Genomic DNA, 25394 nt, shown 5'->3' with positions numbered 1-25394 from the left:
CGGCGGCCGAATGAGCGCGGCCGAAGCGGCACCGGGCGAAGCGCCGCCGGCTGCGGCCAGCCCCTCCGCAAAGCCCGATACCGCCTCCTTCATCGCCTTCATCCTGATGGCCTTCGGGATGTTCATGGCCATCCTCGACATCCAGATCGTCGCCGCCTCGCTCGGCGAGATCCAGGCCGGCCTGTCCGCCTCCGCCGACGAGATCGCCTGGGTGCAGACCGCCTATCTCATCGCCGAGGTGGTGATGATCCCGCTTTCGGGCTTCCTGTCCCGCGCGCTTGGAATCCGCATGCTCTTCGTGCTGTCCTGCGCCGGCTTCACGCTCGCCAGCCTAACATGCGCGCTGATGACCAGCATCGAGGGGATGATCGCCGCGCGCGCCTTCCAGGGCTTCGTCGGCGGGGCGATGATCCCCACCGTCTACGCCGCCGCCTTCCTGATGTTCGGGCGCGAGCGGCAGATGAAGGTGACGGTCGCCATCAGCTTCATCGTCACGCTGGCCCCCACCATCGGTCCGGCGCTGGGCGGCTGGCTGACGGGCTTCATGTCCTGGCACTGGCTGTTCCTCATCAACCTCGTTCCGGGCATCTTCATCACGCTGGGCGTGTTCCTGCTGGTCCGCCTGCCGGACAAGCCGGATCACAGCCTGCTGAAGCGAATCGACATTCCCGGCCTCATCGCCCTTTCCCTCGTCTGCGGCGGGCTGGTGTTCGTGCTGGAGGACGGCGCCCGGCGCCAATGGTTCGAGGACGAGGCGATCCGCAACATGAGCGCGGCCGTGGTGATGGCGGCTTTCCTCCTCTGGTGGCGGATCCGCCACGCGGCCGAGCCGATCATCTCCGTGAAGCCCTTCGCCAACCTCAACTTCGCCGGCGGGGCCTGGATGGGCGCGGTGCTGGGGATCGGGCTTTACGGCCTCGTCTATATCTACCCGCTGTTCCTCGGCCGCGTCGGCCAGCTCTCGCCCGAGCAGATCGGCACCACCGTCTTCGTGACCGGGCTCTTCATGGCGCTGGGGGCGCCGCTCGCCGGCTTCCTATCCTCCCGCATCGACGTGCGGCTGCTGGCGTCCATCGGCTTCCTGCTGCTGGCGGCCTCCACCGCGCTCACGATCGGCATCACCCATGAATGGCGCTTCCACGAGCTGTTCCTGCCGCAGGCCCTGCGCGGCGTCGGGCTGATGTTCTGCATCGTCTCGGTCAGCGTCATGGCCTTCGCCACCCTGCCGCAGGCCGAGATCAAGGATTCGACCGGCCTCTTCACGCTGATGCGCAACATGGGCGGCGCGGCGGGGATCGCCATCATCAACACCATCCTGCAGGTCCGAACGAACTTCCATCAGGCGCGGCTGGCCGAGTCGGCGAATCCGGGCCGGGCGGAAATCGCCGAACGGCTGGAGAATATGGCGAACATGGCCATGGCGCGCGGGCTTGCCGATCCGGACAATTTCGCCGTGCGGGCGCTGGCGCAAACCATCCGCCGCGAAGCGCTGGTGATGGCGATTGCCGATGCATTTCTGATCTTAAGTGTAATTTTCGTCGTCAGCAGCCTGATTCCGCTGTTCCTCCGCAAGCCCGGCACTTTCGCCGATCCGCGCCCGGAATCGCATTGAAGGCCGCTTTCCCTGCCTCCTCTGCAGCGGTTGTGGCAGACAAAGACCAAAGGCCCGGTTGACGCTGGGGAAAGGCCGGGTCTATCGCCTGCCGCGCACTTGCAACACTTTCCTTGCAGAAGGACTATCATGGCACGCAGCAAGATCGCGCTTATCGGCGCAGGCAATATCGGTGGAACGCTGGCGCATCTGGCCGCCGCCAAGGAACTGGGCGACATCGTCCTGTTCGACGTGGTGGAGGGCGTGCCGCAGGGCAAGGCGCTCGACCTCGCGCAGTGCGGCCCGGTGGAAGGCTTCGACGCCAGCCTCAAGGGCTCCAACGATTATGCCGACATCGCCGGCGCCGACGTCATCATCGTGACGGCCGGCGTCGCCCGCAAGCCGGGCATGAGCCGCGACGACCTGCTGGGCATCAACCTGAAGGTCATGAAGGCGGTCGGCGAAGGCATCAAGGCGAACGCGCCCGACGCCTTCGTGATCTGCATCACCAACCCGCTCGACGCCATGGTCTGGGCGCTGCGCGAATTCTCCGGCCTGCCGCATGAAAAGGTGGTCGGCATGGCGGGCGTGCTCGACTCCGCCCGCTTCCGCCACTTCCTGGCCGACGAGTTCAAGGTCTCCGTGAAGGACGTGACCGCCTTCGTGCTGGGCGGCCATGGCGACACCATGGTGCCGGTCGTGGAATATTCCACCGTCGCCGGCATCCCCATCCCCGACCTCATCAAGATGGGCTGGTCCACCAAGGAGCGGATCGACGCCATCGTCCAGCGCACCCGCTCGGGCGGCGGCGAGATCGTCGGCCTGCTGAAGACGGGCAGCGCCTTCTACGCGCCCGCCACCAGCGCCATCGAGATGGCGGAAGCCTATCTGAAGGACAAGAAGCGCGTGCTTCCAGCCGCCGTGAACCTGACCGGCCAATATGGCGTCGACGACCTCTATGTCGGCGTGCCGGTGGTGATCGGCGCGGGCGGCGTGGAAAAGATCGTGGAGATCGAACTGACGGCGGAAGCCAAGGCCAATTTCCAGGTCTCGGTCGACGCCGTCAAGGAATTGCTGGTGGCCTGCAAGGCCATCGACCCGACGCTGGCTTGAGGGGGACGACAGCATGAATATCCATGAGTATCAGGCGAAGGAACTGCTCGCCAAATGGGGCGTGCCCATTCCGAAGGGCATCGCCGCTTTCACCGTCGAAGAAGCGGTCGAAGCGTCCAAGCAGCTGCCCGGGCCGCTTTATGTGGTGAAGGCGCAGATCCATGCCGGCGGTCGCGGCAAGGGCAAGTTCAAGGAACTGCCGGCCGAAGCCAAGGGCGGCGTCCGCCTCGCCAAATCGTCCGAGGAAGTGGGCGTCGCTGCCGCCGAGATGCTGGGCAACACCCTCGTCACCATCCAGACGGGCGAAGCCGGCAAGCAGGTGAACCGCCTCTATGTGACGGACGGCGTGGACATCGCCAAGGAATTCTACCTGGCGTTCCTCGTCGACCGCGCCATCGGCCGCGTCGCCTGCGTCGCGTCGACCGAAGGCGGCATGGACATCGAGACCGTCGCCCACGACACGCCGGAAAAGATCCGCACCTTCACCATCGACCCGGCCACCGGCTGGGGCGCGCACCACGGCCGCTCGGTCGCGGCCGCGCTGGGCCTGACGGGCGACCTTGCCAAGCAGGCGCAGGACACCGCCGCCAAGCTCTACGCCGCCTTCATCGGCACCGACGCCTCGCAGATCGAGATCAACCCGCTCGCCGTCACCGACGACGGCAAGCTGATGGTGCTGGACGCCAAGGTCGGCTTCGACTCGAACGCGCTCGGCCGCCACCCCGATCTCGTCGAACTGCGCGACCTGACCGAGGAAGACCCGGCCGAAGTCGAGGCTTCGAAGTACGACCTCGCCTTCATCAAGCTCGACGGCAACATCGGTTGCCTGGTGAACGGCGCCGGCCTTGCGATGGCGACGATGGACATCATCAAGCTGAACGGCGCCGAGCCGGCCAACTTCCTCGACGTCGGCGGCGGCGCATCCAGGGAGAAGGTGACGGCGGCGTTCAAGCTGATCCTCGCCGATCCGGCGGTGGAAGGCATCCTCGTCAACATCTTCGGCGGCATCATGCGCTGCGACATCATCGCGGAAGGCATCATCGCCGCCGCCAAGGAAGTGAACCTCGCGGTTCCGCTCGTCGTTCGCCTCGAAGGCACGAACGTGGACCTCGGCAAGGAAATCCTCGCGAACTCGGGCCTCCCCATCGTCTCCGCGGACGATCTGGGCGACGCCGCCCGCAAGATCGTGGCTGAAGTCAAGAAGGCGGCCTGACCCATGAGCATTCTCGTCAACAAGAACACCAAGGTCATCACCCAGGGCTTCACCGGCAAGCAGGGCACCTTCCACGCCGAAGCGGCCATCGCCTATGGCACGCAGATGGTGGGCGGCGTGGCGCCGGGGAAGGGCGGCTCGACCCACCTCGATCTCCCCGTGTTCGACACCGTGCTCGAAGCCCGGGAAAAGACCGGCGCCGACGCCTCCGTCGTCTATGTCCCGCCGTTCGGCGCGGCCGACGCGATCCTGGAAGCGATCGCCGCGGAAATCCCGCTCATCATCTGCATCACCGAGGGCATTCCGGTGCTCGACATGGTGCCGGTGAAGCGGGCGCTCACAGGCTCGAAGTCGCGCCTCATCGGCCCGAACTGCCCCGGCGTGCTGACGCCCGGCGAGTGCAAGATCGGCATCATGCCGGGCAGCATCTTCTCCAAGGGTTCGGTCGGCGTCGTCTCCCGCTCGGGCACGCTCACCTATGAAGCCGTGTTCCAGACCACGAACGAAGGCCTCGGCCAGACGACGGCGGTCGGCATCGGCGGCGACCCGGTCAACGGCACCAACTTCATCGACATGCTGGAGCTGTTCCTGGCCGACGACGAGACCAAGTCTATCATCATGATCGGCGAAATCGGCGGCTCGGCCGAAGAGGAAGCGGCGCAGTTCCTGCAGGACGAAGCGAGGCGCGGGCGCAAGAAGCCGATGGTCGGCTTCATCGCCGGCACCACGGCGCCTCCGGGCCGCCGCATGGGCCACGCCGGCGCCATCGTCTCGGGCGGCCAGGGCAAGGCGGAAGACAAGATCGCGGCCATGGAAGCGGCCGGGATCACCGTCAGCCCCAGCCCGTCCGAACTGGGGCGCACGCTGAAGCAAGTGCTGAAAGGCTGAGGAAAACCCCGCCCAAAATCCCGCCCGGCGAAAACCGGGCGGGATTTCGCTTGAGTTTGGCGGCATGGCTGCCATGCGGGTGAGTAGGCGGTTGAGATAGCGGAACAGTCCCGCTATCTCCGCTTCGATACGGCCCAAGAGGATCAGAAATGCAAGACGAGCAGGGATACCCTGACACCCTGCCACGCCCAAGCTGGGCGCGGCCAGACTGGCCCCTCACCCCGGACGACGAGCTGACGCTCGCGCTAGACGCGGGCCTTCCCGGCAAGGCCGCCGCCGCCGTCGCCAGGGCGTCCGGCAAGCCCGCCCCCGCCGCCAGCTCCGAGGATGCGAAGCGCGCCGCGCAAGACACGGTGAAGGCGACGATGCTGATCCGCACCTATCGGGTGCGCGGCCACCTCGCGGCGAACCTCGATCCGCTCGGCCTCGCCGAGCGTCCCATGCCGGCGGACCTGACGCCGGAATATCATGGCCTCACCGATCCCAATCGCACCGTCTTCATCGGCGGCCTCTTCGGCGGCCTCGAAACCGTCACCGTCGCCGAGCTGGTGGAAATCCTGCGCCGCAACTACTGCGGCCATGTCGGCCTCGAATATATGCACATCAACGATGTGGAGGAGCGCCGCTTCCTGCAGGAGCGCTTCGAGGGCCGCGACAAGGAGATCCAGTTCACGCCCGAAGGCAAGAAGGCGATCCTCAACAAGCTGATCGAAGCCGAGCAGTTCGAGAAGTTCCTCGCCCGCAAATATGTCGGCACCAAGCGCTTCGGCCTGGAAGGCGGCGAAGCGGCGATCCCGGCGCTCGAATCCATCATCAAGGTGGGCGGCGCGCAGGGCGTCAACGAAATCGTCATCGGCATGCCGCACCGCGGCCGCCTGAACGTGCTCGCCAATGTGATGCAGAAGCCGTTCAAGGTGATCTTCCACGAATTCTCCGGCGGCAGCTCCAACCCGGACGATGTCGGCGGCTCGGGCGACGTGAAATACCACCTGGGCGCCTCGACCGACCGGGCGTTCGACGGCAACCATGTGCACCTGTCGCTGGCGCCGAACCCCTCGCACCTCGAAGCCGTGAACCCGGTGGTGCTGGGCAAGGCGCGCGCGACGCAGCGGCTGAAGGGCGTGACCGAAGCCGCCTGGAAGGATCTGCAGAATCAGGTGCTTCCGGTGCTTCTCCATGGCGACGCGGCGTTCGCTGGGCAGGGCATCGTCGCCGAATGCCTCGGCTTCTCCGGCGTCCCCGGCTACTCCTCGGGCGGCACGCTGCACTTCATCGTCAACAACCAGGTGGGCTTCACCACCAGCCCCGCCTTCGCCCGCTCCAGCCCCTATCCGTCGGACGTGGCGAAGCTGGTGCAGGCGCCGATCTTCCACGTCTATGGCGACGATCCCGAAGCCGTCACCTTCGCGACCAAGGTGGCGACGGAATTCCGCCAGGCGTTCCACCGCGACGTGGTGATCGACATGTGGTGCTACCGCCGCTTCGGCCACAACGAAAGCGACGAGCCGGCCTTCACCCAGCCGCTGATGTACGCGAAGATCCGCGACCACAAATCCGTCGCCACCCTTTATGGCGAGCGGCTGGTGGCCGAAGGCCATGTGACGGCCTACGAAGTCGCGGCGATGGAAAAGGCCTTCGTCGACCGGCTGGAAGCCGATTTCGAGGCGGCCTCCAGCTTCCGCCCTGAAAAGGCGGAATGGTTCGGCGGCCGCTGGCAGGGCCTGCACCAGCCGGCCGATCCGGTGACGGCCCGCCGCTCGGCGGAAACGGGCGTCGCCGAGGATGCGCTCCGCGCCATCGCGCAGAAGCTGCACACGGTTCCCGAAGGCTTCAACATGCACCGCACGCTGGAGCGGGTGGTGAAGGCTCGGGCCGTCACGATCGAGGCCGGCGAGGGGATCGACTGGGCGACCGCCGAGAGCCTGGCCTTCGGCACCCTGGTGGGCAATCCGTCGAGCGGCAGCTATGGCGTGCGCCTGTCTGGGCAGGATTCCGGGCGCGGCACCTTCTCGCAGCGCCACGCGGTCTGGGTCGACCAGAAGACGGGGCAGAAATATATCCCGCTCAACGATCTGGGCGGCGATTTCGAAGTCTATGACAGCCCTCTGTCGGAGTTCGGCGTGCTTGGCTTCGAATATGGCTATGCCATGGCCGATCCGCGCAAGCTGGTGCTCTGGGAAGCGCAGTTCGGCGACTTCGCCAACGGCGCGCAGGTCATCATCGACCAGTTCATCGCCTCGGGCGAAGCCAAGTGGCTGCGGGCCAACGGCCTGGTGATGCTGCTGCCGCACGGCTATGAGGGGCAGGGGCCGGAGCATAGCTCGGCGCGTCTGGAACGCTATCTGCAGCTTTGCGCGGAAGACAATATCCAGGTCGCCAACTGCACCACGCCGGCCAATTATTTCCACATCCTGCGCCGGCAGATGCTGCGGCCGTTCCGCAAGCCGCTCATCATCATGACTCCGAAGTCGCTGCTCCGCCACAAGCGGGCGGTGTCGACGCTCGCCGACATGGGCGCGGGCTCCAGCTTCCACCGCTGCCTCGACGACCAGGCGACGGTCGATCCGGCGAAGGTGAAGCGGCTGATCCTCTGCTCGGGCAAGGTCTATTACGACCTGGCGGACGAGCGGGACGCGCAGGGGCGCGAGGATGTCTATATCCTGCGGGTGGAACAGCTCTACCCGTTCCCGGGCGACACGGTCGCGGAATATGCGAAGCGCTTCGCCAATCTGGAAACGGTGGTCTGGTGCCAGGAAGAGCCGAAGAACGCCGGTTCCTGGTTCTTCGTCGATCCGCTGATCGAGGAAGCGCTGGGCCAGCGCGCGGTCTACGCCGGCCGCGCCGCCGCCGCCGCGACGGCGACGGGCCTTGCCCGCCGCCACGCCGCCGAACAGACGAAGCTCATTCACGAAGCGCTGGGAGAGGACAAGAAGGCGGTCCGCGCCGCCATCCGCTCCAGCCTGAAATCGTCGGCCACCAAGGCCGCCTGAGAGGACGATCATGGACGTTGTGATTCCGGCGCTGGGTGAAAGCGTTACCGAGGCCACCATCGGCCAGTGGCTGAAGAAGGCGGGCGATCAGGTGAAGGCGGACGAGCCGATCGTCAGCCTGGAGACCGACAAGGTCGCGGTGGAAGTGCCCGCCCCGGCCGACGGCGTCCTCACCGAGCTGAAGTTCCAGGAAGGCGATACGGTGACGGTCGGCGCCGTCATCGCGACGCTGGAAGCCGGCGCGGCCGGAGCGCCGAAGCCGACCACCGCGCCGATCAGCCCGGCGGTGCCGGCGGCCGCGCATTCCCCCGATGGCGAAGCCGGCCCCGCGACCGGCGAGCCCGGCAAGCCCACGCCCGAGGTGGTGCCGGCCGCCGCCAACAGCGCCGGCGCCCCCGCGCAAGGCGCTGCCGCTCCGGCCTATGAGGCAATCGCCCCCGCCGTGCGCGTGCTCGTCGAAACCTATAATCTCGATCCCGCCAGCGTCACCGGCACCGGCAAGGATGGTCGCCTGACCAAGGGGGACGTGCTTGCCGCCATCGAAGCCGGCACCGCGAAGGTGAAGGGCGCGGCGCTTGCCGTTGCCAGTTCCGGCGCGCCCGCCCGCGCCGAAGAGCGCGTGCGCATGACCCGCCTCCGGCAGACGATCGCCCGCCGCCTCAAGGAGGCGCAGAACACGGCGGCCCTCCTCACCACCTTCAACGACGTCGACATGACGGCGGTGATGGACGCTCGCAACCGCTACAAGGAGGCGTTCGAGAAGAAGCATGGGGTGCGGCTGGGCTTCATGTCCTTCTTCGTGAAGGCCTGCGCGCTCGCCGCCCGGGACGTGCCCTCGGTCAACGCCCGCATTGAAGGCGACGAGATCGTCTTCCACGACTATCTGGATGTCGGTGTCGCGGTGTCCGGCCCCGGCGGCCTCGTCGTGCCGATCCTGAAGAACGCCGATTCCAAGAGCTTCGCCGAGATCGAGCTGGAAATCGCCGACTTCGGCAAGCGCGCCCGCGACAACAAGCTGAAGCTCGAGGAGATGCAGGGCGGCACCTTCACCATTTCCAACGGCGGCGTGTTCGGCAGCCTGATGTCCACGCCGATCATCAACCCGCCGCAATCGGCCGTGCTCGGCATGCACCGCATCGAGGAGCGGCCTGTGGTGGTGAAGGGCCAGATCGTCGCCCGCCCGATGATGTATCTGGCGCTCAGCTACGACCACCGCCTGATCGACGGCCGCGAAGCCGTCACCTATCTCGTGCGGGTGAAGGAAGCGCTGGAAGACCCGACGCGCCTCGTCATCGACCTTTGATCCAACCGCCCCGGCGAAAGCCGGGGCCGCCAGACGCTGAACGAAAGCCCGAGGACAAGATTATGGCCGACTATGACGTGATCGTGATCGGCGCCGGCCCCGGCGGCTATGTCGCCGCCATCCGCGCCGCGCAGAACGGCCTGAAGACGGCCTGCGTCGAATCGCGCGAGACGCTGGGCGGCACCTGCCTGAACGTCGGCTGCATTCCGTCGAAGGCGCTGCTGCACGCCTCCGAACTCTATGAGGAAGTCTCGGGCGGGCATCTGAAGAAGTTCGGAATCACCGCCAGCGCCAGCATCGACCATAAGGAGCTTCTCGCCTCCAAGGACAAGTCGGTGAAGGGCCTGACGGACGGCATCGCCTTCCTGTTCAAGAAGAACAAGGTGGATTGGCTGAAGGGCCAGGCCAGCTTCGAATCGAAGACCAGCATCCAGGTCGGCGGCGAAACCCACAGCGCGAAGAACATCGTCATCGCCACCGGCTCCTCGGTCACGCCGCTTCCCGGCGCCGAGATCGACAATGAAAAGGGCGTGATCGTCGATTCGACCGGCGCCCTCAGCCTGAAGAAGGTGCCCGGCCACCTCGTCGTCATCGGCGGCGGCGTGATCGGCCTCGAACTGGGTTCGGTGTGGCGCCGCCTCGGCGCCAAGGTCACGGTGGTGGAGTATCTCGACCAGATTCTCCCCGGCATGGACGGCGAAGTCCGCAAGGAAAGCGCTAAGCTGCTGGCGAAGCAGGGGTTGGAGTTCAAGGCCGGCACCAAGGTGACCTCGGTGAAGGCCAGCAAGTCGGGCGCCACGCTCACCCTCGAACCGGCGGCCGGCGGCGAAGCCAGCACGCTGGAAGCCGATGTGGTGCTGGTCGCTATCGGCCGCCGCCCCAACACCGAGGGGCTGGCGCTGGAAAAGGCCGGCCTTGCCACCAACCCGCGCGGCCAGATCGAGGTCGACCATCATCTCGCCACTTCCGTGCCCGGCATCTGGGCGATCGGCGACGTCACCCCCGGCCCGATGCTCGCCCACAAGGCGGAGGATGAAGGCGTCGCCGTCGCCGACAACATCGCCGGCCTCACCGGCTATGTGAACCATGAGGTGATCCCGTCGGTCGTCTACACCATGCCGGAAATCGCCGGCGTCGGCCTCACCGAGGAAGCGGCGAAGGAAAAGGGCCAAGTGAAGGTGGGCAAATTCCCCTTCCTCGCCAACAGCCGCGCCAAGACCAACCAGGACACGGACGGTTTCGTGAAGGTGATCGCCGACGCGAAGACGGACCGGGTGCTGGGCGTCTGGATCGTCAACCGCCTCGCCGGCACGCTGATCGCCGAGGCGGCGCTGGCGATGGAAATGGGTGCCTCCAGCGAGGACATCGCGCTCACCTGCCACGCCCACCCGACGCATGCGGAATCGCTGAAGGAAGCGGCGATGGCCGTCACCGGCAAGCCGATCCACATCTGATCGCCCGTCTGTGATTCAGGCCTGATTTGGACGCCGAGGCTTTCGAGCATCTGAAGCGGGTATTCCTCGCGCTCGACTATGTCGGCGTCTTCATCTTCGCGGTCACCGGCGCGCTGGTCGCCGCCCGCGTCCGGCAGGATTTCGTTACCTGCGCCTTCTTCGCCGGGATGACCGGAATGGGCGGCGGCACCGTCCGCGACCTTCTGATCGGCGCCCCGGTCTTCTGGATGGGCCATGGCTGGTTCGTCGCGGTCTGCCTGGTGGCGACGCTGGCGGTCTGGATCCTGCGCACCGAGCAATGGCCCGGCAAGCCGCTGCGCTGGCTCGACGCTCTGGGCCTGTCCGCCTATTGCGCCTTCGGCTCGCTGAAGGCGCTCAGCTTCGGAGTCGATCCGGTGCCGGCGGCGCTGATGGGCGTCCTCACCGCCACTTTCGGCGGCATCATTCGCGATATGATGGCCGGCCAGCCTTCCGTTCTCATGCAGCGCGAAATCTATGTGACGGCCGCCATCGCGGGCGCGGCCGCCACGGTGCTGCTGGCAGCCGGCTTCGGCCTCCACAGCTGGGTCGCGGGCGGGGCAGGGGCGGCGATCGCCTTCGCCATCCGCGCCAGCGCTCTCATCTGGGGCTGGAAACTCCCCATCCATCCCGGCTGAAATCAGCGCCGCTTCGCAGCCGCATACAGCAGCGTTCCAACCGCCGCACAGCCCAGCAGCATCGCCCAGGCATCCGCCTGTGTCTGGGCAATGGCCCAGATGCAAAGGCCGGTCGCCAGCGCCAGCGCCGCCGACAGGCCGGGGCCGGGCAACGCCCTTTCCCCGGCATCGGCGCGCAGCTTCGGCAGGCTGGCATAGACCAGTAGGAACAGGAACAGCCGGGCGATCGTCCCGAGCACCGCCAGCCAGACGAAGCTGCCGGTCAGCGCCATCAGCAGGGCGAGGCCGGAAAAGGCGATGATGGCATTGGCCGGAGTCTGGAATCGCGCGTTCACCCGCCCGAACCAGCCCGGCAACACGCCGCGCTCAGACATGGCGTAGAGAAGCCGCGGTGTGGCCAGGATATTTCCGTGCAGATTGCCGGCCAGAGACGCGAGCGCGGCCACGGTCACCAGCCCGGCCCCCAAAGGGCCGGCCACCTTCGCCCCCATCGCCATCATCGGCGCATCGGATGGCGCCGGGTCGGCCGCCAGAAAGCCGAACTGGATCAGCATGTAGAAGCCCGTCGTCAGCAGCAGCGTCAGCACCAGCGCCCTTGGAATGGTGCGCCGCGCGTCGCGCGTTTCGCCCGCCGGCACCAGCGCGTTTTCAAAGCCGACAAAGGCGTAGAGCAGGATCAGCGCGCTGGCCTCCAGCTTCGAAAGCGGCGGGATGGGCCCGGGCGCCGGCAGGGCAGGGCCGAACATCCAGAGCGCGCCCAGCGCCAGCGCCGCCAGCGGCAGCAGCTTCAGCGCCGAAACCGCCCCCAGCAGGCGAAGAGACTGCTTCACGCCCACCACATTGGCGGCCGTCAGCACGCCGATCAGCAGCAGGATCGAAAGCGGCTCGGCGATGTCGGCATTGAGGGCGGGGAAAAAGCCCGTCAGATAGGTGGCGAAGACATTGGCATTGGCCGCCAGCGCCGTCAGCTTCGCCAGCGCGAACAGCCAGCCGGCCTGAAAGCCGGCGAACGGCCCGAAGGCGGTGCCCACATAGGCCACCGGCCCGCCGCTCACATCGAAGCGCGCGGCGGCCGCCGCCAGCGGCAGCAGCATCACCAGCATGACGAGGCCGAACAGCGGGTAGAGATAGGGGCCGAAGGCGCCGAATTCGCCGTGCACCAGCCCGGGCAGCATGAAGATGCCGGCGCCCATGATGCCGTTGAACACGATCAGCGCCGCCCCGAACGGCCCGATGCTGCGCCTCAATCCGCTCAATCCCTGGCCGCCGGGGTGAGGCGCGGCGTCAGTCGACCAGTCCCTTCAGCAGCGCCCGCCATTCCGGCTGCGCCGGCTTGCGCGGCGGCGCCGGGCGCCAGGCGCTGCACCCCATGCAACTGGCCTGCACGCTTGCGCCATTCGCCACCGTCAGCGCTTCCGAAACCTGCGAAGCGGCGCGGATGCGGCTGGCCAGAACCATCGTCGCCATGGCGTCGCGCGGCGCCGCTTGGCTGGCCTGCCCTTCGAACTGCCCCAGCAACTGCAGCAGCAGCGGCTGATCCGGCCGCATTTCCTTCACCTGCGGCTTGCCTTCGATTCCCGCCCGCCTGCCGGCTTCGGCCACGGCCGCGTCCAGATCGCCGAACTGGTCGACCAGCTTCAGCTCCTTCGCCCGCGTGCCGGACCAGACCCGGCCTTCGGCGATCTTCTCCACCTCGGCCACCGGCAGCTTGCGCGATGTCGAAACCAGCGTCAGGAACTGGGCATAGATGTCTTTCACGCTGCCCTGGATCAGGGCGCGCGTCGGCTCGTTCAACCCACCCACCACGTCGGGCTGGCCGGAAAAGGGCGTGGTGCGCACGCCGTCGGTCGAAATCCCCAGCTTGTCGAGCGTGCCCTCGAAGGTCGGGATGATTCCGAACACGCCGATCGAGCCGGTCACCGTGGACGGGCTGGCGAAGATCATGTCGGCGCCGGCGCCCACCCAGTAGCCGCCGCTCGCCGCCACCGGCCCGAAGCTGGCGATCACCGGCATCTTGCGCGCCCGCGCCTGCTGCATCGCCTGCCGGATCTTCTCGCTGGCCAGCGCCGACCCGCCGCCCGAATCCACCCGCACCACCAGCGCCCGCACATTCTTGTCGGCCGTCGCCTTGTCGATCAGCCCGGCAATGGTGTCGCCGCCCGCCTGACCGGGAGGGGCGGAGCCATCGACGATCGCGCCGGAGACGCGCACCACCGCGACCGCCGGCCCCGATTGCGTCAGTGGCCGCTTCGCCAGCCAGTAATCGCGGCCGCTGATCCGCTTGTAGTCGCCGGGAACGTCGGGCTCGTCGCCCGTCCCCAGCCGCTCCACCAGCTTGCCGCGCCACTCGGCCTCGTCCACCACCAGATCCACCAGCCCGACGTCCTTCGCCAGTTCCGCCTGGTTGCGGTTGGCGCCGGCGATGCGCGCCGGCCAGCTTTCCAGCAGCGCCGCCACATCCAGTTGCGGCCGCTGGCGCTGAACGCCCGCGCGCCAGCCCGCCCAAAGATCGTCCGCCAGCATCTGGTCGGCGGCCTTGGCCTCGGGCGAGCTGTCGTTGCGGGTGAAGGGCTCGACGAAGCTCTTGTAGGTGCCCACCCGGAACACCTCGACATTCACCTTCAGCTTGTCGAGCGCGTCCTTGAAATAGAGGTTGCTGCCACCCGTGCCGCGCAGCATCACCGCGCCCATCGGCGAAACGCCGATGCTGCTCGCGTGCGAGGCCAGATAATAGCTGTCGTCGCCATAAGCGGTCGCCCAGGCTTCCACTTCCTTGTTCTTCGCCCTGAAGCGGCCGAGCGCCGCCCCCACGCTTTCCAGATTGGCGAGCCCGCCGCCCAGGAAGCTGTCGAGGTCCAGCGTGATCATGGAAATGGCCGGATCCTCGGCCGCGGTGTCGATCATCTTCACCAGCGCCGCGGTTTCGGTTTCCGGGATCACCTCCTCGCCGGAGACGAGCGCCAGCGGCGAAGGATCGCTTGCCTGGTCGACCAGCAGCCCGTCCAGCTCGATGTTGAGCGCGCCCCCGTCCGGCACCACGATCGCGGGCGAGCGCCAGGAAAAGGCGGCCCACAACAGGCCGAAGAACAGCAGCATCGCCAGCAGGACCAGCGCATCCTTCACGCCCACCAGAAACGCCCAGGCGCTTTTCAGAAACGTCATTCGGGAAACTCCTTCACACCGCCATTACTGCCATCGCCGGGCCGCGCAGGAAAGAGGGGCTGTCGGCTGCCGATCGAGCAGCGCGGTGGAGCAGTTGAGCAGCTCGCCCAACAACAAACCCCCCGTCACCCCGGGCTTGACCCGGGGTCCAGCTTTTCTCTGGCCAGGCGTTGGAAAAAGAAAGCTGGCCCCCGGGTCAAGCCCGGGGTGACGCAGGGGCGCGCGAAACAATCAGCCCGTGCATTCTACGTCGCCCGGTTGACTTGAGAGACTGATCGGGCAGAAGTTTTCAGTCATGGATATCCGCCGCGACGATCTCGATGCCGCTGTCGATGCCGGCGTGCTCGACGCCCGCTCGCGGGACAGGCTGCTGGCTTTCCTTGCCGCCCGGGCCGAAGGCGCCGCCGGGCCGGACAATGAAAGCTTCCGCCTGCTCACGGGTTTCAACGACATCTTCGTCAGCCTGGCTTGCATCCTGCTGCTGCTCGCCGCCGGCAGCCTGCTCCCCGGCGCCCTCGGCCCGGTCGGAGTCGCCGCGCTGAGCTGGGCGCTCGCCGAATATTTCACCCGCCGCCGGCGCATGGCTCTGCCCTCCATCCTGCTGCTGCTGAGCTTCGTCGGAGCGGTCTTCGCCACCATCCTCCAGCTTCTCGGCGGGGGAGGGCACTGGGGCACGGCGCTGGCCCAGGCAAGGCTGACGGGCCACACAACCGCCTTCTTCGCGCCATTTCTCGTCTCGGGCCTCGTCGCGGCCGGTGCTGCCGCGCTGCACTGGCGCCGCTTCCGTGTGCCGATCACGCTCGCGGCTGGCGCCGCCACATCGGCGGTCGGGCTGATCGCGCTGACGGGGGCGCTCTCGGGCGGGGAGAACGCCCTGCTCGCCGCCGCCCTGCTGTCGGGCTTCCTCATCTTCGCGGCCGCCATGTGGTTCGACATGCAGGACAGGGCGCGCCTCACACGCAGCACCGACATCGCCTTCTGGCTGCATCTGCTCGCGGCGCCGCTGATCGTGCACCCCATCTTCGCCTATGCCGGCGTGATGCGACTCGATTCCGGCCCGCTCGCGGCGGCCATCGTGCTGGCGGTCTATGCGCTCCTCACGCTCGTCGCCCTGGCGATAGATCGCCGGGCGCTGCTGGTGTCGGCGCTCATTTACGTGCTCTACAGCCTGCAGGGCCTGTTTTCGGCGGGCGAGGTGGCGGCCGCCTTCGGACTCACGGCGCTGCTGATCGGCAGTTTCCTCGTCATGCTCTCGGCGGCATGGGGGGCGCTTCGGGCGCGGCTGTTGCGGGCTCTGCCGCCGGCGTGGTCGGCGCGCCTTCCGGAACCGGCCTGATCGCCGACCATACGGGTTCGCCCCGCGCGTCGCGCGGCACTTCGCCCACGGTCACAACCCCCTTGTGCGTCCCGCTAGGCGCATAGAGCGGCGCCGGCGCACAGGCGCCGGGAAGCAAAAGAACAGCCACGGCGCCGAAGCTCGAGAATTTGGAAATGACTTGTCCCATCGGGCGTTGGATCTCTGAGTTTGTTTATCTTGCCTTGCCAGCAGCCCCCGGGCAATTGCGCATTCCTTATGCCTGACTCGCCAGTCAATACAAGTGTTACAATTTTGCGACTAGCCGCTCGTGGGGATGGTGTAACCGCCGATGGCCGGCACTTTCCGGGCGCGGTTCCGGGGGACCGGATCGAATCGGATGGCGCGCTGGTGGAAGGCCCCAACCGTCAGGCGCCGGCCTGCCGCCACTATGGCGATTGCGGCGGCTGCCAGCTTCAGCATGTGCCGGATTCCCTGCTCGCCGATTTCGCGCGGGACCGTGTGCTGGAGCCGCTGGCCCGTGCCGGAGTCGCGCCGAAGGACGTGCAGGCCACCCATATCTCACCGCCCGGCGCCCGCCGCCGAGCGGCCTTGCGGGCGACTCGCACCGATGGCGAGGTGCGGCTCGGTTTCAACGCCGCGGGCGAACACCGGATCGTCGACCTGCAAGAGTGCCCGGTCATGCACCCAGGCCTCTTCCGTCTGCTGCGGCCGCTGAAGGCGCTGCTGGCCCCGCATCTGGGCGAGCGTTCGGCGATCGCCGTCACGCCGACGCTCACCGACAATGGCGTGGACCTGCTGCTCGGCAACCTGCAGGCGAACAGCCTTCCGGTAATCGAAGGTCTGAACGAATTTTCCGAACAGCATGATCTGGCAAGACTTTCGATCGAAGGCCCAATGGGCATCGAAACCCTTGCCACACGCGCAGCGCCATCGGTTCGGATGGGCGAAGCGGATGTGACGCTTCCGCCGGCGGCCTTCCTGCAAGCCACCGCGGACGGGGAGGCGGCGCTGGTCTCCGCCGTCCGGTCGATCGTCGGCAAGGCGAAGCGCGTGGCGGACCTCTTCTCCGGCTGCGGCACCTTCAGCTTCCCGCTGGCGATGAAGGCGCGGGTGACGGCGGCCGACGGAACAGGCCCGGCGATCCGCGCGCTGGAAACCGCCGCCCGCCGCAGCGGCGCCGCAATCGAAACCCAGCACCGGGACCTGTTCCGCAAGCCGCTCTCGGCAGACGAACTGAACGCCTTCGACGCCGTGGTGCTCGACCCGCCGCGCGCCGGCGCGCAGGCCCAGGCCGGGCAACTGGCGCTCAGCCGGGTGCCGGTGGTGGCGGCGGTCAGTTGCAACCCCGCCACCTTCGCGCGCGATGCGGAGATGCTGGCTAAGGGCGGCTACAGGCTCCGCCGCCTCTGGCCGGTCGCGCAATTCCGCTGGTCCACGCATGTGGAGCTGGTAGCCGAGTTCCGGCGCTGATGGCGGCGCTCAGCGGATACCGGCTGGGAATCGCGCTTCGAATCCTCTCCGCCACCAGCTTCTCGGTGATGGGGGCGCTCTTCAAGCTGGCGACCGACCGGGGCGCCAGCGCCCCCGAACTGCTGTTCTACCGCGCGCTTGTCGCCATCCCGGTGCTTCTCATCTGGGTTCTGCTCGGTCCGGGCCTTTCGGCACTCGGCACGAAGCGTCCGATGACGCACGCCGGCCGCGCGGTCCTCGGCAATGTAGCCATCCTCTGCACTTTCCAGGCGCTGACGTTGCTGCCGCTCGCCGAAATCACCACCATCGGCTTCATGGCGCCGGTCTTCGCCACCATCCTCTCCTTCCTGATCCTTCACGAGCAGGTCGGCCGCCACCGCTGGTTCGCGGTGATCTGCGGCTTCGCGGGAGTCGCCATCATCACCCAGCCGGGCCATGCGCATCAGGCGCTGCCGCTCGCCGGCCTCGTCTTCGCGCTTCTCGGCGCACTGGGGGCAGCGGGCGTCACCATCGCCGTCCGCCAGATGCGTGGGGAGAATGTCGCGGCGGTCGTCTTCTGGTTCATGGCGCTGGCCTTCGTCACCAGCGGCCTCTCCTTGCCCTTCTTCGGCAAATGGCACGACGGGCCGACCCTCATGCTGCTGCTGAGCGGCGGAGCGGCGGGGATCGTCGCGCAGATCGGCATGACCAGCTCGCTGCGCCATGCGCCGGTCTCGGTGCTGATGCCGTTCGACTATCTGCAACTGCTGGGCGCGATCGCCTTCGGCTGGCTGCTGATGTCGGAAGTGCCCGGCTGGGCGACGCTGGCGGGCGGCGGGCTGATCGCCAGTTCCGGCCTCTACACCGTCTGGCGCGAATACCGCCTCAGCCGCGAGAAGAACGTTCCGCCCGCGCAATCTCTCGGGTGAAGCCCCTCCCGCTAAGGGGAGGGGGCTTTGATCTCAGCCGAACAGCTTCGCCCAGCCGCGCTTGGCGCGATCCTTCCAGGCGCCGCGATGATAGGCGTCGGAGGCCAGCAGCGGCATCACCGAACCGGCTTCCGCGAACACCATCTGCTCGATTCCGGTGTTCACCTTGCCCCAGCTCGCCGCTTCCTGCAGCGTGGAGGACGAACAGGCCCCGTCGCGCACATCGGCCACGGTGATCTGCACGGCATATTTGTGCACTTCCACATCGTCATGGCCGAGGATTTCCGCGCACACCACCGTGTCCTGGATGAAGTTCTTCGGCACGCCGCCGCCGATCATCAGCAGGCCGGTGGTGCCGGCCTTGATCTTGATGTCGGTCAGTTCGCGGAAGTCGGCGATGGCGTCCAGCACCATATAGGGCTTGCCTTCCTTCGCCCGGTCCACCTGGTGCTTCACCAGCCCGAAGCCGGCCGAGCTGTCGACGAAGGCCGGGCAGAAGATCGGCACGTCATGCTCATAGGCGAGCTTGACGAGGCTGTTCTCCTTCTTGCCATGCTCCACCAGATATTTGCCCATCTCGCGGATGAAGGCGCGGCTGGAATAGGGCTTCGGTTCCAGGCTGTTGGCGATTTCGCCGATGGTGTGGTCGCAGTCCTGAAGCTGCTCCTCGTCGATATAGGTATCGTAGATGCGGTCGATGTAGAGCGAGCGCAGCGTGTCGTCGTCCGGGATTTCCAGCGCCTGATAATGCTTGTGGCCAAGGCCCTCGAAGAAATCCATGTCGACGATGGTGGCGCCGGTCGCGATCACCACGTCCACCATGTTGGAGCGGATCAGTTCGGCATAAAGGTCCATGCAGCCGCCGGCCGAGGTGGAGCCGGCGATCACCAGGCACACGGTGCAGTCCTTGTCCTCCAGCATCTGGTTGTAGATGCGGGTGGCGCGCGCGAGATCGCGGCTGGTGAAGCTCATGTTCGCCATCTGGTCGATGATCGGCCGGGCGTCGAAGCTCTTGATGTCGATATGCTCGACGGTCTTCGACAGAAGCTCGGCTTTACGCTGCGCGTTGATTTGCTCGCTCATTTTCATCTCCAATAGCGAAACCGGCCCCACCGCTAGCAGCGGCGGGGGTTAGTTTCATGACATCAGATTGGCCGCCTCAGTGGCGGGCCGCAACTCCAAGCTGCACGACATTGCCGGGCACCTGCGGCACGCCGCCGGCCGGGATCAGCGAAGTCATAGGCTCGTCGCTGACCGCCACGGTCGCGCCTTCGCCGAAGCCGTTGAAGCCCGTGCGCATGGCCTGCCCATAGGCGCCAAGCTGGCCGACCTCGATATAATCGCCCGCCTTCACGTCGGAGGGTAGCAGGAACGGGCCCTTCATATGGTCCATGTCGTCGCAGGTTGGGCCATAGAAGGCGAATTCTTCCACATCCGCTTCCGAGGCGTCGGCGCGCACCAGCCTCACCGGGTAGCGCCAGTCGACATGCGCGGCGTCGAACAGCGAGCCATAGGCGCCGTCGTTCACATAAAGCTCGTTGCCGCGCCGCTTCTCCACCCGCATCAGCACGCTGGCGTAATCGGCGGACAGCGCCCGGCCCGGCTCGCACCAGAGCTCGGCGGAGTAGGAGATCGGCAGCGCCTCGAAGGCGCGTTCGATCACCGCGAAATAGGTTTCGAGCGGCGGCGGCTCCATGCCCGGATAGCGGCTGGGGAAGCCCCCGCCGACATCGATCACGTCCACCGTCACGCCGGCTTCCACGATCGCCGCGCGCACGAAGGCCATGGCGTCGGCATAGGCGGCAGGGCTCATCGCCTGCGAGCCGACATGGAAGCAGATGCCCAGCGAATCCGCCGCCTGCCGAACGGCCAGCAGCAGGGCAGGGGCATCGGCCACGCCGATCCCGAACTTGGAAGCCAGGCTCAGCTTCGAATGCGCGGACGACACCTTCAGCCGCACGCAAAGCGTCAGGTCGTCGGCCGGAACCCCGTCCGTCGCGCAGGCGCGCACGATCTTCTGCAGTTCCTCATGGGTGTCGAGGCTGAAGATCCGCACGCCATGCGTGTGATAGGCTTCGGCAATCGCTTCCTCGGCCTTCACCGGATGCATGAAGGCGAGCGTCGCGGACGGCAGGGCGCCGCGCACCAGCCGCACCTCGGTGATCGAGGCGACGTCGAAATGGCGGATTCCGCCGGCCCACAGCGTCTCGATGAGGTGAAGCGAAGGGTTCGCTTTCACCGCATAGAAGCTCTTCCCCGGAAAAGCCGAGGTGAAGAAACGGGCCGCGTTCAGCGCGGCGTCAGGGCGGACGAGGGTCACGGGAGCTGCCGGTTGCAGCTCGCGGGCTACCCGAAGCGCGTTATGATGGCTGTGCAATTCAAGGGACCTCCGGGGTGCAGTTTCAGAATCGACTGCCTTGCGGTGGAAGTCCCATGGGGCAGCGGAGCGCGCATATGGGGTCGCTTGCCCCCCATGTAAAGGGGAAAATTGTGACAAGTCGCCAGAGGGTTGGCGCAGGCCGACGAATGGCCCGTTGCGCAGGCGTTCCCCGAAGGCTCAGCCCCGGCGCTTGGCGGCGATGAAGTCGGCGAGCGAGCCGATGCTCTCGAACAGCTCGCCCGACACCTCGTCGTCGTCGATCAGGATCTGGAACCTGTCCTCCAGCGCCGTCAGCACCGTCGCCACCGCCATCGAATCGAGCTCCGGCAGGTTGCCGAACAGCAGGGTTTCGCGCGTCAGCCCGGCCGTCACCTCGTCGCCAAGCGAAAGCGCCTCGCCCAGCACGCTGGCGAGTTCCTTCACGAGATCGTCGGTTGCGGCGGTCAAGCTGGCCATGGTCCCTTTCGGCGGGCGCGCTCGCGCCCTTCAAGGTCGCGCGCCTTACTCCCCCGCCGCCGCCATTGCAACCGGAGGCCGCGCCCCATAGAAGCGCAACCCCATGGGCAGCCCTTTCATCCGCACCGCTTTCCTCAAGATGCACGGCCTCGGCAATGATTTCGCCATCTTCGACGCGCGCGAAGCCGAAATCCCCATGCCCGCCGAGCGTGTCCGCTTGCTGGCGGACCGGCGCTTCGGAATCGGCTGCGACCAGCTCATCCGGCTGGAGCCCTCGCCGAACGCCGATGTGTTCATGCGCATCTACAATCCGGACGGCAGCGAATCCGGCGCCTGCGGCAACGCCACCCGCTGCGTCGCGGCGCTGCTGGGCGGCAACGCCCGCATCGAGACGGCGGCCGGAATCCTGACCGCGACACAGGCCGGGCAGGGCATCGCCGTCGACATGGGCGCGCCGCGCTTCGACTGGGCGGAAATCCCGCTCGCCTACGCCATGGACACGCGCGAGATGCCGCTCGGCTGGGGCGAACTGGAACGCCCCACGGCCGTCTCCATGGGCAATCCGCACGCCGTCTTCTTCGTGCCCGACACGGATTCGGTCCCGCTCGAAACCCTCGGCCCGGAGATTGAGCACGACCCGATCTTCCCCGAGCGGGTGAACGTCAACCTCGCCAGCGTCGTCAGCCGCGCGCATATCCGCCTGCGCGTCTGGGAGCGCGGCGCCGGCCTCACCATGGCCTGCGGCTCGGGCGCCTGCGCCACCTTCGCCGCCGCCCGCCGGCGCGGGCTGGTCGAGCCGGCCGCGACCGTCTCCCTTCCAGGCGGAGACCTGTTGATCGCCGAAACCTCCGCCGGCACGCTTTCGATGACCGGCGCCGTCGCCACCAGCTTCAGCGGGGAAACGCCGCTTTGAGCGCCGCCGTCATCACGCACGGCTGCCGTTCCAACCTCGCCGAACGCGACGCGCTTGCAGCGCTCGCCCCGGCCGGCGCCACGGTGGTCAACAGTTGCGCGGTCACGGCGGAAGCGGTGCGCGACGCCCGCGCCGCCGTCCGCGCCGCGGCCGCCAGCGGCCCGGTCTATGTCACCGGCTGCGCCGCCACCCTCGATCCGGGGCGCTTCGCCGATCTGGCGAAGATCATTCCCAACGCCCTCAAATTCCAGCCCGAAACCTGGGGCAGGGAAGGGACGCCGCCCGCCATTTCCACCCGCCAGAGCCGGGGCTTCGTCGCCGTGCAGGACGGCTGCGACCATGATTGCACCTTCTGCGTCACCCGCCTCGCGCGCGGCCCGTCGCGCTCCACACCGCTCGCGGATGTCGTCGCCCGCGTCTCGGCGCTGGCGGCGCACGGCGTGAACGAAGTGGTGCTGACCGGGATCGACACCACCAGCTACGGCCACGACCTCGCCGGCAAGCCGACGCTAGGCCAACTGGTGCATGCGATCCTCGCGCAGGTGCCGGTCCTGCCGCGCCTGCGCCTCTCCTCGCTCGACGCCGCCGAGGCGGACGAAGCGCTGCTGGAAGCCTTCACCGACAGGCGGCTGATGCCGCACATCCATCTGTCGCTGCAATCGGGCGACGACCTGATCCTGAAGCGGATGAAGCGCCGCCACGCCCGCGCCGACGCCATCCGCCTCGTCGAGCGGCTGAAGCGCGCCCGGCCGGACATCGCCATCGGCGCCGACCTCATCGCCGGTTTCCCCACCGAAGGCGAGGCGGCGCATCGGAACAGCCTGGCGCTGATCGCCGATTGCGACCTCGTCCACGCCCATGTCTTCCCCTTCTCGCCGCGCCCCGGCACGGCTGCCGCGCGGATGCCGCAAGTGCCGCCCGCCACCGCGAAAAGCCGCGCGGCGAGCCTGCGCGAATCAGCGAATGAACGGCATAAATGTTTTCAGGAACGATATTTGAAGTCGATTGTTGAAGTGGTGAGCGAAGGTGCCTCGGGCCTCACGCCGCATGGCCTGAAGCTGCGCTTCCGGCAACCATATCCACGCGGCGCGCTGGTCGAAGCCAGCGCCCGGAGAATCGAAAATGGAGTGCTGGCCGAATGAGCGGCGAAGACGTCACCGAAAAGACCGGCTGGCTCCAGCGCATGCGCGCCGGCCTCGCCCGTTCGTCCGAGAAGCTGGGGCAGAATCTCAGCTTCATGGTCGGCGGCGGCCGCATTGAGGCCGAGGATCTGGAATCGGTCGAAGATGCGCTGATCGCCGCCGACCTCGGCCCCACGGTCGCCGCGCGGATCGTCGCGAAGCTCGCCGAAGCCCGCCTCGCCGGCGAGATCGACATGGCCCGCGTCCGCCAGGTCGCCGCCGACGAGATCGCCACCATCCTCGAGCCGCTGGCGAAGCCGCTGCTCGTCACCGCTTTCCCGCGCCCGCACACCATCCTCGTCGTCGGCGTGAACGGCACCGGCAAGACCACGACCATCGCCAAGCTCGCGCACAATTTCCAGGAAGACGACTACGCCGTGCTGCTGGCCGCCGGGGACACCTTCCGCGCCGCCGCCGTCGAACAGTTGAAGGTCTGGGGCAGCCGCCTCGACATCCCGGTCATTTCCGGCAAGCCGGACGCGGATGCGGCGGGCCTCGCCTTCACCGCCATGGAGCAGTCGCGCGCCTCGGGCCGCGACGTGCTGCTGGTGGACACGGCCGGCCGCCTCCAGAACAAGTCCGGGCTGATGGACGAGCTGGCGAAGGTCCGCCGCGTGCTCGGCAAGCAGGCGCCGGGCGCCCCGCACGACACCATCCTCGTCCTCGACGCCACCACCGGCCAGAACGCGCTCTCGCAGATCGAGATCTTCCGCGAAGTGGCCGGAGTCACCGGCCTCGTCATGACCAAGCTCGACGGCACGGCGCGCGGCGGCGTGCTGGTCGCAGCGGCGGAGAAGTTCGGCCTGCCGATCCACGCCATCGGCGTCGGCGAAAAGCTGGGGGACCTGCGCCCGTTCGACGCAAAGGCCTTCGCCGCCGCCCTTACCGGAGCCAGTGCATGACGGAAAAAGCCGCCCCGCCCGAACTCACGGGCTGGAAGAAGCTGGCGGTCGACTTCGGCCCGCTCCTCATCTTCTTCGCCGCCTATTCCCGCTTCGACATCTATGTCGGCACGGCGGCCTTCATGGCGGCGACCGCCATCGCCATGGCGGCCGCCTGGTTGCTCATCCGACGCATCCCCGCGATGACCTGGTTCTCGGCGCTGCTGGTCGGAGTCTTCGGCGGGCTGACGCTGTGGCTGAAAGACGAGACCTTCATCAAGATCAAGCCGACCATCGTCTTCCTGATCCTGTCGGCGATTCTGTTCTTCGGCCTGCTGCGCAAGCGCAATTATCTGAAATCCATTCTGGGCACCATCTACGAAGGCCTCACCGAACGCGGGTGGGAGTTGCTCGCCTGGCGCTGGGCCTTCTTCTTCCTCGTGCTGGCCCTGCTCAACGAAATCTTCTGGCGCTTCTTCCCGACGGATATCTGGCTGCACTTCAAGCTCTGGGGCGACACGCTCCTCACCTTCGTCTTCGCCATCGCCCAGGCGCCGATGCTGATGCGGCATGGACTGAAGCTCGACGACAAGAAGAAAGACGATAACGGCAGCCAGGCCGAAGATTGAATTGTAAACCGACGTAACCTAACGGATATTAACATTCTAATTCTTTGCGGCCGGCGCCGGCGCAAAGCTAATGCCATCGGCGGCCCGCTATTCCGGCTGGCCGCTGACAGGGAAATCCTCATGTTCAATCTTCCGGCTGGCGGCCGTGTCGCGTCGCTGCTTCTGCTTTCGCTCGCGGCCACCGCGCCCGCGCATGCCGCGACCGTGCTGTTCGGCGGCGCCACCACCAACGTCGCCTCGGTCGTCCGCAGCGCCGACGACATCACGCTGACCGTCACCGCGCACACCTTCACGGCCGTGCCGAACACGCTCACCAGCCTATCGCAACTGGTCGGTAACGCGCTGGTTTCGGTCACCGCCCCGGGCATCGGCGTGGCGGGCGGCGCTTCCGCTCCGCAGGTCGACACCAACCAGGTGAAGAACCGCGAAGCCCTGCTGGTCACCGCCAACAAGAGCGTCTCGATCTCGGGCCTGAAGCTCTCCTACATCGACGCCAACGACACGCTGCAGATCTTCGGCGTCAACGCCGACGGCTCGCTGACTTCGCTCGGCTTCGACGGCACCATCGCCAACGGCCTCGGCGGCGCCGCCAGCTTCGTGAACAGCAGCGCCAACAGCGGCACCACGGTGCTGACGTTCCTCAACGAAACGGCTGCCTTCACCCAGTTCCTCTTCACCACCCGCGTGGGCGGCGAAGCCAATTATCTGGGCCAGGTCGGCCAAGGCTATCGCATCGATTCGATCACGGCCAATGGCGCCGTGCCGGAACCCGCCACCTGGGCGATGCTGATCACCGGCTTCGGCCTGATCGGCGCGGCTGCCCGCCGCCGCCGGGCCGTGGAGGCCTGATTGAAGCGAAAGGGGCGGCCCTGACCGAGCCGCCCCTTT

At 67.3% G+C, this 25394-nt stretch carries 21 protein-coding genes; 16 read left to right on the top strand and 5 right to left on the bottom strand.

Going from position 1 to position 25394, the window contains the following annotated elements; all coding sequences use genetic code 11:
* Positions 1-10: 10 nt before the first annotated feature.
* The 8 genes from L6Q21_RS11345 to L6Q21_RS11310 all read left to right on the top strand — a co-directional run bounded on the left by L6Q21_RS11345 (position 11) and on the right by L6Q21_RS11310 (position 11208).
* On the top strand, positions 11-1612 hold the full coding sequence (locus L6Q21_RS11345; protein WP_237830871.1) for a DHA2 family efflux MFS transporter permease subunit: 1602 nt from the start codon (positions 11-13) through the stop codon (positions 1610-1612).
* 129 nt (positions 1613-1741) lie between these two features.
* Positions 1742-2704: a malate dehydrogenase gene (gene mdh, locus L6Q21_RS11340; protein WP_237830870.1), complete on the top strand. Its 963-nt coding sequence runs from the start codon at positions 1742-1744 to the stop codon at positions 2702-2704.
* Between the two features lie 13 nt (positions 2705-2717).
* Positions 2718-3917, top strand: coding sequence for an ADP-forming succinate--CoA ligase subunit beta (gene sucC / locus L6Q21_RS11335; protein WP_237830869.1), 1200 nt, complete (start codon positions 2718-2720; stop codon positions 3915-3917).
* Positions 3918-3920: 3 nt separating this feature from the next.
* Positions 3921-4805 (top strand): succinate--CoA ligase subunit alpha, encoded by an 885-nt coding sequence (gene sucD, locus L6Q21_RS11330; protein WP_237830868.1) that lies wholly within the window; start codon positions 3921-3923, stop codon positions 4803-4805.
* Between the two features lie 149 nt (positions 4806-4954).
* Complete coding sequence (locus tag L6Q21_RS11325; RefSeq protein WP_237830867.1) at positions 4955-7795, top strand: 2-oxoglutarate dehydrogenase E1 component; 2841 nt, start codon at positions 4955-4957, stop codon at positions 7793-7795.
* Positions 7796-7805: 10 nt separating this feature from the next.
* Positions 7806-9098 carry a 2-oxoglutarate dehydrogenase complex dihydrolipoyllysine-residue succinyltransferase gene (gene odhB, locus L6Q21_RS11320; protein ID WP_237830866.1) on the top strand — a complete coding sequence of 431 codons (1293 nt, stop codon included), beginning with the start codon at positions 7806-7808 and terminating at the stop codon, positions 9096-9098.
* Positions 9099-9160: 62 nt separating this feature from the next.
* Positions 9161-10552 carry a dihydrolipoyl dehydrogenase gene (gene lpdA / locus L6Q21_RS11315; protein WP_237830865.1) on the top strand — a complete coding sequence of 464 codons (1392 nt, stop codon included), beginning with the start codon at positions 9161-9163 and terminating at the stop codon, positions 10550-10552.
* Positions 10553-10578: 26 nt separating this feature from the next.
* Positions 10579-11208, top strand: a complete 630-nt coding sequence (locus L6Q21_RS11310) for a trimeric intracellular cation channel family protein (protein WP_237830864.1) — start codon at positions 10579-10581, stop codon at positions 11206-11208.
* A gap of 2 nt (positions 11209-11210) precedes the next feature.
* On the opposite strand, the gene L6Q21_RS11305 is transcribed toward L6Q21_RS11310, so the two are convergent.
* Positions 11211-12455, bottom strand: a complete 1245-nt coding sequence (locus L6Q21_RS11305; RefSeq protein ID WP_237830863.1) for an APC family permease — start codon at positions 12453-12455, stop codon at positions 11211-11213.
* 37 nt (positions 12456-12492) lie between these two features.
* Positions 12493-14370 (bottom strand): signal peptide peptidase SppA, encoded by a 1878-nt coding sequence (sppA, locus tag L6Q21_RS11300; protein ID WP_237830862.1) that lies wholly within the window; start codon positions 14368-14370, stop codon positions 12493-12495.
* A 295-nt stretch (positions 14371-14665) separates the two neighbouring features.
* Between sppA and L6Q21_RS11295 the strand changes: the two genes are divergently transcribed.
* From L6Q21_RS11295 to L6Q21_RS11285, 3 genes are all read left to right on the top strand, one after another.
* The gene (locus L6Q21_RS11295) at positions 14666-15706 is read left to right on the top strand and encodes a hypothetical protein (protein ID WP_237830861.1); all 1041 of its coding nucleotides are present in this window, start codon (positions 14666-14668) and stop codon (positions 15704-15706) included.
* Between the two features lie 273 nt (positions 15707-15979).
* Positions 15980-17158, top strand: coding sequence for a class I SAM-dependent RNA methyltransferase (locus tag L6Q21_RS11290; protein ID WP_237830860.1), 1179 nt, complete (start codon positions 15980-15982; stop codon positions 17156-17158).
* Positions 17158-18066, top strand: a complete 909-nt coding sequence (locus L6Q21_RS11285; protein ID WP_237830859.1) for a DMT family transporter — start codon at positions 17158-17160, stop codon at positions 18064-18066. Before L6Q21_RS11290 ends, L6Q21_RS11285 begins: the two co-directional genes overlap by 1 nt.
* A gap of 33 nt (positions 18067-18099) precedes the next feature.
* Here L6Q21_RS11285 and L6Q21_RS11280 read toward each other — a convergent pair whose 3' ends face one another.
* The 3 genes from L6Q21_RS11280 to L6Q21_RS11270 form a co-directional block, all read right to left on the bottom strand.
* Positions 18100-19149: a 1,9-bis(guanidino)-5-aza-nonane synthase gene (locus L6Q21_RS11280; protein ID WP_237830858.1), complete on the bottom strand. Its 1050-nt coding sequence runs from the start codon at positions 19147-19149 to the stop codon at positions 18100-18102.
* Positions 19150-19225: 76 nt separating this feature from the next.
* A complete protein-coding gene (locus L6Q21_RS11275; RefSeq protein WP_237830857.1) occupies positions 19226-20443 on the bottom strand; it encodes a type III PLP-dependent enzyme in 1218 nt (405 codons plus the stop codon).
* Positions 20444-20623: 180 nt separating this feature from the next.
* Positions 20624-20902, bottom strand: coding sequence for an acyl carrier protein (locus L6Q21_RS11270; protein WP_237830856.1), 279 nt, complete (start codon positions 20900-20902; stop codon positions 20624-20626).
* A 118-nt stretch (positions 20903-21020) separates the two neighbouring features.
* Here L6Q21_RS11270 and dapF point away from each other — a divergent pair, with 118 nt between their 5' ends.
* The 5 genes from dapF to L6Q21_RS11245 all read left to right on the top strand — a co-directional run bounded on the left by dapF (position 21021) and on the right by L6Q21_RS11245 (position 25355).
* Positions 21021-21815 (top strand): diaminopimelate epimerase, encoded by a 795-nt coding sequence (gene dapF, locus L6Q21_RS11265; RefSeq protein WP_237830926.1) that lies wholly within the window; start codon positions 21021-21023, stop codon positions 21813-21815.
* Positions 21812-22957, top strand: coding sequence for a radical SAM protein (locus tag L6Q21_RS11260; RefSeq protein WP_237830855.1), 1146 nt, complete (start codon positions 21812-21814; stop codon positions 22955-22957). The genes dapF and L6Q21_RS11260 overlap by 4 nt, the downstream gene beginning before the upstream one ends.
* The gene (ftsY, locus tag L6Q21_RS11255) at positions 22954-23898 is read left to right on the top strand and encodes a signal recognition particle-docking protein FtsY (protein ID WP_237830854.1); all 945 of its coding nucleotides are present in this window, start codon (positions 22954-22956) and stop codon (positions 23896-23898) included. Before L6Q21_RS11260 ends, ftsY begins: the two co-directional genes overlap by 4 nt.
* Positions 23895-24506: a septation protein A gene (locus L6Q21_RS11250; RefSeq protein ID WP_237830853.1), complete on the top strand. Its 612-nt coding sequence runs from the start codon at positions 23895-23897 to the stop codon at positions 24504-24506. The genes ftsY and L6Q21_RS11250 overlap by 4 nt, the downstream gene beginning before the upstream one ends.
* A gap of 120 nt (positions 24507-24626) precedes the next feature.
* The gene (locus L6Q21_RS11245) at positions 24627-25355 is read left to right on the top strand and encodes a PEPxxWA-CTERM sorting domain-containing protein (protein WP_237830852.1); all 729 of its coding nucleotides are present in this window, start codon (positions 24627-24629) and stop codon (positions 25353-25355) included.
* Positions 25356-25394 lie beyond the last annotated feature (39 nt).

The sequence above is a fragment of the Sandaracinobacteroides sayramensis genome, from assembly GCF_022014495.1.
Classification (GTDB): domain Bacteria; phylum Pseudomonadota; class Alphaproteobacteria; order Sphingomonadales; family Sphingomonadaceae; genus Sandaracinobacteroides; species Sandaracinobacteroides sayramense.
Note: the sequence above shows the minus strand (reverse complement) of the source record. Positions and strands in the feature narration are given on the sequence as shown.